Source organism: Paraburkholderia sp. Ac-20347, assembly GCF_017104805.1.
GTDB classification, from domain to species: Bacteria; Pseudomonadota; Gammaproteobacteria; order Burkholderiales; family Burkholderiaceae; genus Paraburkholderia; species Paraburkholderia tropica.
This window is the reverse complement of the sequence record NZ_JAAGPN010000338.1, coordinates 1-7,215: the sequence shown is the minus strand read 5'-3', so window position 1 is coordinate 7,215 and position 7,215 is coordinate 1. Positions and strand designations below refer to the sequence as shown.

5 protein-coding genes and 1 pseudogene are annotated in these 7,215 nt (G+C 66.0%); 4 read left to right on the top strand and 2 right to left on the bottom strand.

Translation table 11 applies throughout. The features are described from left to right. On the bottom strand, nucleotides 1-1,362 hold a 1,362-nt coding region (locus G3N97_RS34620), incomplete at its 3' end, for a glycosyltransferase family 39 protein (protein WP_205997359.1). A 211-nt stretch (nucleotides 1,363-1,573) separates the two neighbouring features. Beyond that, nucleotides 1,574-1,948: an Mth938-like domain-containing protein gene (locus tag G3N97_RS34615; RefSeq protein WP_205997358.1), complete on the bottom strand. Its 375-nt coding sequence runs from the start codon at nucleotides 1,946-1,948 to the stop codon at nucleotides 1,574-1,576. A 548-nt stretch (nucleotides 1,949-2,496) separates the two neighbouring features. Between G3N97_RS34615 and G3N97_RS34610 the strand changes: the two genes are divergently transcribed. From G3N97_RS34610 to G3N97_RS34595, 4 genes and pseudogenes are all read left to right on the top strand, one after another. Next, nucleotides 2,497-3,735 carry a pyridoxal phosphate-dependent aminotransferase gene (locus G3N97_RS34610; RefSeq protein ID WP_065060069.1) on the top strand — a complete coding sequence of 413 codons (1,239 nt, stop codon included), beginning with the start codon at nucleotides 2,497-2,499 and terminating at the stop codon, nucleotides 3,733-3,735. Nucleotides 3,736-3,820: 85 nt separating this feature from the next. Beyond that, nucleotides 3,821-5,152: a homoserine dehydrogenase gene (locus tag G3N97_RS34605; protein ID WP_205997357.1), complete on the top strand. Its 1,332-nt coding sequence runs from the start codon at nucleotides 3,821-3,823 to the stop codon at nucleotides 5,150-5,152. 19 nt (nucleotides 5,153-5,171) lie between these two features. After that, entirely contained in the window at nucleotides 5,172-6,623 is a 1,452-nt protein-coding gene (gene thrC / locus G3N97_RS34600) for a threonine synthase (protein ID WP_205997356.1), read from the top strand. A 286-nt stretch (nucleotides 6,624-6,909) separates the two neighbouring features. Further along, a pseudogene (locus G3N97_RS34595) lies at nucleotides 6,910-7,215 on the top strand (molybdopterin molybdenumtransferase MoeA); the annotation flags it as partial.

Here is a 7,215-nt window from a genome sequence, read left to right as displayed (position 1 = left end):
CGGCGCGCCGGAACTGAGCGTGCCGAACACGTCGTGGCCCGTGCCGGCGATGGTCGCGAGCAGCAGCCACGCGGTGCCGAGCGCCACGGCGGGCGCACGCGCGCCGGTCTCGGGCGTGTTCTTCGCGCGAGCGAGGCGCAGGCCGATCATGGTCGCGATGAAAGCGGCCGCGGCGGCGGCGAACACCCAGACCTGGTATTCACGGTAGAGCGCGTTGGGGTTGCGCGAATCGCCGAGGCGCGTGAGCGCGAACGAGCCGGCCATCAGCGCGACGGCCAGCAGTGCATAGCCGATCAGATGGCGATTCCACTGTTTTTTCGTCATCAGCGGCAGATAGAGGCCGATGACGAGCGCGAGCGGCGGCGCGATCGGCAGCGTGTACGAAATCAGCTTCGAATGCGACGCGCTGAAGAACAGGAAAATGAAGGCGCTCCAGACCAGCATCAGCGTGACCGGCGCGAAGCCGTTCGGCTGGCGCGGCGTGCGCAGCGCGTGGCGCACGCTCTGCACGCTCACGGAGAGCCACGGCAGGAAGCCGACCAGCATCACCGGCACGAAGTAATAGAACGGGCCGGGGCGGTTCTGCGCGGGCGTCAGATAGCGCTGGAACTGCTGGACGATGAAGAAGAAGTTGAAGAACTCGGGATTGCGCTCCTGCACCAGCACGAACCACGGCGACACGATCGCGAAGAACACGATCAGGCCGCTCACGAGGTAGAGACGCTTCCAGAGCGCCCAGTCGCGCGCGACCAGCGTGTAGAGCACCAGCACGGCGCCCGGCAGGATCAGGCCGACGAGGCCCTTCGAGAGCACGGCGAGCGCCATCGAGCCCCAGCAGACCCACATCCACAGGCGCGCGGTGTTGCGCGGCAGGTTCGGGCGCTGGGCGAGCAGCAGCGCGCAGAGCGTGAGCTCCATCCAGAACGACAGGGCCATGTCGAGCGTGTTGAAGTGGCCCATCAGGTTCCAGTACGGCGCGCAGGCGAGCACGACGGCGGCGAAGAAGCCGGTGGCGGCGTTGAACACGCGCGCGCCGGTGAAGCCGACCAGCAGCACGCCGGCGAAGCCGGTCAGCGCCGTGTAGAGGCGCGCCTGCCATTCGCCGATGCCGAACCAGGCGAACGTCAGCGCGTTCATCCAGGTTTGCAGCGGCGGCTTCTCGAAATACTTGTAGCCGTTGTAGCGCGGCGTGATCCAGTCGCCGGTCGCGAGCATTTCGCGCGCCATTTCGGCATAGCGGCCTTCGTCGCTCGGCAGCAGATGGCGCCAGCCCAGCGGCAAGAACCAGATGACGGCGAGAGCGACGATCAGAAGCAGGATCGCGCTGCGGTTGAGCGGCAGCCGCGAGGGCGTATCGTTCATGGATTCCAGCCTGTTTTTGTCAACGTTGCAGTCGGTCGGGCGGCGGCGTGGATACGCGCCAGGCCCGCGCGGCGCGCAAGTGTACTACGGCACGGGGAGCGTACCTGAAGGCAAGCTTAAGGGGCGAACGCAAAGCCGCGCGATCGGGCGGCCGAACCGGGGCTCGATCGGACTTCAATCAGGTTGCGATCAGGTTCCGACCAGGCGTCAGTCAGGCTTCGATCAGCAGCGCGAGCGCCACGCGGCGGCCTTCGGCCATCAGGATGTTGTAGGTGCGGCAGGCGGCCTTGAAATCCATCGCCTCCACGCCGATGCGCTGGGCCGACAGCGGCGCGGTCAGGCGCGGATGCGGAAAACGCAGGCGTTCGCCGCTGCCGAACACGACGACTTCGGGCTTGAGCGGCAGCAGCATCGCGAAAAGTTCGGGAGTGAGCGAGTCGAACGCATTGACCGGCCAGGGCTGGACCGGCGAGTCGGGCATGACGAGGATGCTGCCGTTATGACGCTCGAGATTGATCTCGACGTAATCGGCGCCATAACCGGTGACGGTGTTCAGGGCGCCGCTGGAGTCCTGGTGTAGTTTCAAAACGGAATTCCGGAAGGTCTCGCGAAGGTCTCAGCGAAGGTCTCAGTACGGACAGCGCACGCCGGTGCAGGCACGGCGCGGACGTGGGACGCCGCACGCTGCCGCTGCCCGTGGCCTGGCACGGCCCGTGACGGCGCTTTGCGCATTGCGGAAGTCGGTCAAAATCCGCTAAATTATAGCTTTTTAGCCGCCGCGGCGCGCCGTCGCCCCAGCGGGGTCCGGCCTGAACCGCTTCGAGCCCGTCAGTCCGTGCGCCACATCCGCGCCATCCGCCTGCGACATCCTGTCTGGATACACCCAGCGGACACACCCAGCCGGCGAACGCAGTCACAAGCTGCAACTGGCACGTTGCCCGAAGATGTCCGCAGTTTCCCGTGGTTAGCCGGAGTTGGCCCGTGCCGCAGCCACGCTCGCCCCTTGCCTCGACAGGCTCGCGGCCCGTGCGCCGTTCGGCCCGCTCTGTATAGTGACCCGGTTGGCCGCGCCCGGCCATTGCCCGACCCGCCTTTTTGGCCCCTTAAGACCGTTTCCCAGACCGAAAGCCCGCCGTGAAACCGATTCTCAAATCCAACAAGCTGCAGAACGTTTGCTACGACATCCGCGGGCCGGTGCTCGAGCATGCCAAGCGCCTCGAAGAAGAAGGCCATCGCATCATCAAGCTGAACATCGGCAATCTGGCGCCGTTCGGCTTCGACGCGCCGGACGAGGTCATTCAGGACATGATCCTGAACCTGCCGGGCTCCTCGGGCTATTCGGACTCGAAGGGCGTGTTCGCCGCGCGCAAGGCAATCATGCATTACGCGCAGCAAAAGGGCGTCAAGGGCGTCGAGCTCGACGACATCTACATCGGCAACGGCGCGTCCGAGCTGATCGTGATGGCCATGCAGGCGCTGCTGAACGACGGCGACGAAGTGCTGCTGCCCGCGCCCGACTATCCGCTCTGGACGGCGGCGGTGAGCCTGTCGGGCGGCACGCCCATTCACTACATCTGCGACGAATCGAACGCGTGGATGCCCGATCTCGACGACATCCGCGCGAAGATCACGCCGAACACGCGCGCGCTCGTCGTCATCAATCCGAACAACCCGACGGGCGCGCTGTATTCGGACGAACTGCTGCAAGGCCTCGTGGCGATCGCGCGCGAGCACGGCCTGATCATTTTCGCCGACGAGGTCTACGACAAGATCATCTACGACGGCAAGACGCACACGGCGCTCGGCTCGCTGTCGGAAGACGTCATCACGGTCACGCTCAACAGTCTCTCGAAGAGCTACCGCGCGTGCGGCTACCGCGCGGGCTGGATGTTCCTCTCGGGCATGACGGGCGAAAACCGCCGCCGCTCGAAGGACTACACGGAAGGCCTCGGCATTCTCGCGTCGATGCGTCTGTGCGCGAACGTGCCGGGCCAGTACGCCATCCAGACGGCGCTCGGCGGCTACCAGAGCATCAACGAGCTGATCCAGCCAGGCGGCCGCCTGTATCGCCAGCGCGAACTCGCGTACAACATGCTCACGGCCATTCCGGGCGTGAGCTGCGTGAAGCCGGAAGCGGCGCTGTACATGTTCCCGCGTCTGGACCCGAAGCTTTATCCGATCCAGGACGACCAGCAGTTCATCCTCGATCTGCTGCTGCAGGAGCGCGTGCTGCTCGTGCAGGGGACGGGCTTCAACTGGAAGCAGCCGGATCACTTCCGCGTGGTGTTCCTGCCGAACGTCGACGACCTGACCGATTCGATCAACCGGATCGCGCGCTTCCTCGACGGCTATCGCCAGCGTCACGGCACCTGAGCGACGGCAACCCGTCACGCAGACGCCACGAAAAACGCCACGCAAACGCATTTCCTTTTCACACACTTAGACGAACACACGCTGCATGGAACCGATCAAAGTAGGTCTCTTGGGCTTCGGCACGGTGGGCAGCGGCACCTTCACGGTACTGCGCCGCAACCAGGAAGAAATCAAACGCCGCGCGGGCCGCGGCATCGAGATCGCGCGCATTGCCGTGCGCAATCCGGCCAAGGCCACCACGGCGCTCGGCAGCGAAGCCGGCAGCGTCGACCTGACGACCGACTTCAACGCCGTCGTCGACGATCCGTCGATTTCGATCATCGCCGAAATGATCGGCGGCACCGCGCTCGCCAAGGACCTCGTGCTGCGCGCGATCGCCAACGGCAAGCACGTGGTCACGGCCAACAAGGCGCTGCTGGCGGTGCACGGCACGGAAATTTTCCAGGCCGCGCGCGCCAAGGGCGTGATGGTCGCGTTCGAAGCGGCGGTGGCGGGCGGCATCCCCATCATCAAGGCGCTGCGTGAAGGTCTGACGGCCAACCGCATCCAGTACATCGCCGGCATCATCAACGGCACGACGAACTACATCCTCTCGGAAATGCGCGAGCGCGGCCTCGACTTCGCGACCGCACTGAAGGGCGCGCAGGAACTGGGCTACGCGGAAGCCGACCCGACCTTCGATATCGAAGGCGTGGACGCCGCGCACAAGGCCACGATCATGAGCGCGATCGCGTTCGGCGTGCCGGTGCAGTTCGACAAGGCTTACGTGGAAGGCATCAGCAAGCTCGACGCCATCGACATCAAGTACGCGGAAGAACTCGGCTATCGCATCAAGCTGCTGGGCATCGCGCGCCGCACGGAGAAGGGCATCGAGCTGCGCACGCACCCGACGCTGATCCCGGCGAAGCGCCTGCTCGCGAACGTGGAAGGCCCGATGAACGCGGTGGTCGTGCACGGCGACGCCGTGGGCACCACGCTGTACTACGGCAAGGGCGCGGGCGCGGAGCCGACGGCCTCGGCGGTCGTGGCCGATCTCGTGGACGTGACGCGCCTGCATACGGCCGATCCCGAGCATCGCGTGCCGCATCTGGCGTTTCAGCCGGACAGCCTCTCGAACACGCCGATCCTGCCGATCGAGGAAGTCACGAGCGGCTACTACCTGCGCCTGCGCGTGGCCGACCAGACCGGCGTGATGGCCGACATCACGCGCATCCTGGCCGACAGCGGCATTTCGATCGACGCGCTGCTGCAGAAGGAGTCGGAAGAAGTGGACGCGCAGGGCAAGGCGGAGACCGACATCATCCTGATCACGCACGAGACGCTCGAAAAGAACGTCAACGCGGCGATCGCGCAGATCGAGAAACTGGCGACCGTGAAGTCGTCGGTGACGAAGCTGCGCATGGAAGGACTGAACTAAGGTAAGGCAAGGACCAGCAATGAATTACGTATCCACGCGCGGCGCGGGCGCCGGCGAGCAGCATTCGTTCTCGGACATCCTGCTGGGCGGCCTCGCGCGCGACGGCGGCCTCTATCTGCCGGCGCAGTATCCGCAGATCGGCAAGGAAGAACTCGCGCGCTGGCGCGGTCTCTCGTACGCGGACCTCGCGTTCGAGATCCTCTCGAAGTTCAGCGACGACATTCCCGCCGACGACCTGCGCGAGCTCACGCGCCGCACCTACACGGCCGCGACGTACTGCAACGTGCGCCACGGCGAGGACGCGAGCAAGATCACGCCGCTCACCACGCTCGGCGAGGAAAACGGCACGAAGCTCTCGCTGCTCGAACTCTCGAACGGTCCGACGCTCGCGTTCAAGGACATGGCGATGCAGCTGCTCGGCAATCTGTTCGAGTACGCGCTCGCCAAAGCGGGCCAGCAACTGAACATTCTGGGGGCGACCTCGGGCGACACCGGCAGCGCGGCGGAATACGCGATGCGCGGCAAGAGGGGCGTGCGCGTGTTCATGCTCTCGCCGCACAAGAAGATGAGCGCGTTCCAGACCGCGCAGATGTTCAGCCTGCAGGATCCGAACATCTTCAACCTCGCGGTGGAAGGCGTGTTCGACGACTGCCAGGACATCGTCAAGGCGGTCTCGAACGATCACGCGTACAAGGCCGCGCACAAGATCGGCACGGTCAACTCGATCAACTGGGCGCGCGTCGTGGCGCAGGTCGTCTACTACTTCGCGGGTTATTTCGCCGCCACGAAGAGCAACGACGAGCGCGTGTCGTTCACGGTGCCCTCGGGCAACTTCGGCAACGTCTGCGCGGGTCACATCGCGCGCATGATGGGCCTGCCGATCGAAAAGCTCGTGGTCGCCACGAACGAGAACGACGTGCTCGACGAGTTCTTCCGCACCGGCGTCTATCGCGTGCGCGCCTCGGCCGAGACGTATCACACGACCAGCCCGAGCATGGACATCTCGAAGGCCTCGAACTTCGAGCGCTTCGTCTATGACCTGCTGGGCCGCGATCCGGCGCGCGTCGCGCAGCTGTTCCGCGACGTCGAGGAAAAGGGCGGTTTCGATCTCGCGGCGAGCGGCGACTTCGTGCGCGTGCAGCAGTTCGGCTTCGTGTCGGGCCGCAGCAGCCACGACGACCGTATCGCGACGATCCGCGACGTCTTTACGCGCTACAAGACGATGATCGACACGCATACGGCCGACGGCGTGAAGGTCGCGCGCGAGCACCTGCAACCGGGCGTGCCGATGATCGTGCTGGAAACGGCGCAGCCGGTGAAGTTCGGCGAGACGATCCGCGAAGCGCTCGATCGCGAAGCCGAGCGTCCGGCGGCGTTCGAAGGCCTGGAGGCGCTGCCGCAGCGTTTCGAAGTGGTGGCCGCCGACGCGAAGCAGGTGAAGGACTACATCACCGCGCACACGCAGGACTGATCGGTTCTGCCGCCGTACCCGCCGCGGGCGCGAGCCGCTCGCGGCGCGCAGTCCTCAACGGACACGGCGAATTCACGGCATAAGGGCACGCGGCGCAATGCCGCCTGCCCGCCGCTACAATAACGGCAGACCCACTGCCGAAGGCGTCGCGCGGAGCGCTCAGCAAGCACCGCGGATCGCGCCTCGTCCCGTACGCCCCAACATCCCGCCCATGTCCACGCCCCAAGCCCCGAATTCAGGCACCAGCGCCGCTACGAACGCCGCTACAGGCGCCCCGCGCCCGCCGATGATCTCGACCGCCGACGCGCTCGCGACCTTGCTCGCCGCCGCGCAGCCGCTCACGCAAACCGAAACGCTCTCGACCTTCGACGCGCTCAACCGCGTGCTGGCGGTCGAGGTGGTGTCGCCGCTCGACGTGCCGCCGATGAACACGAGCGCGATGGACGGCTACGCCGTGCGCGCGGCCGACCTGCATCAAGGCAGCCGCCGCTTGCCGGTCTCGCAGCGCATTCCGGCCGGTCACGCGCCGCAGCCGCTCGCGGCGGGCACGGCGGCGCGCATCTTCACGGGCGCGCCCGTGCCGCCGGGGATC

Coding starts and splice junctions, on each gene's coding strand:
- G3N97_RS34605 (WP_205997357.1), top strand. CDS start 3,821: ATGGAACCGATCAAAGTAGGTCTCTTGGGCTTCGGCACGGTGGGCAGC.
- thrC (WP_205997356.1), top strand. CDS start 5,172: ATGAATTACGTATCCACGCGCGGCGCGGGCGCCGGCGAGCAGCATTCG.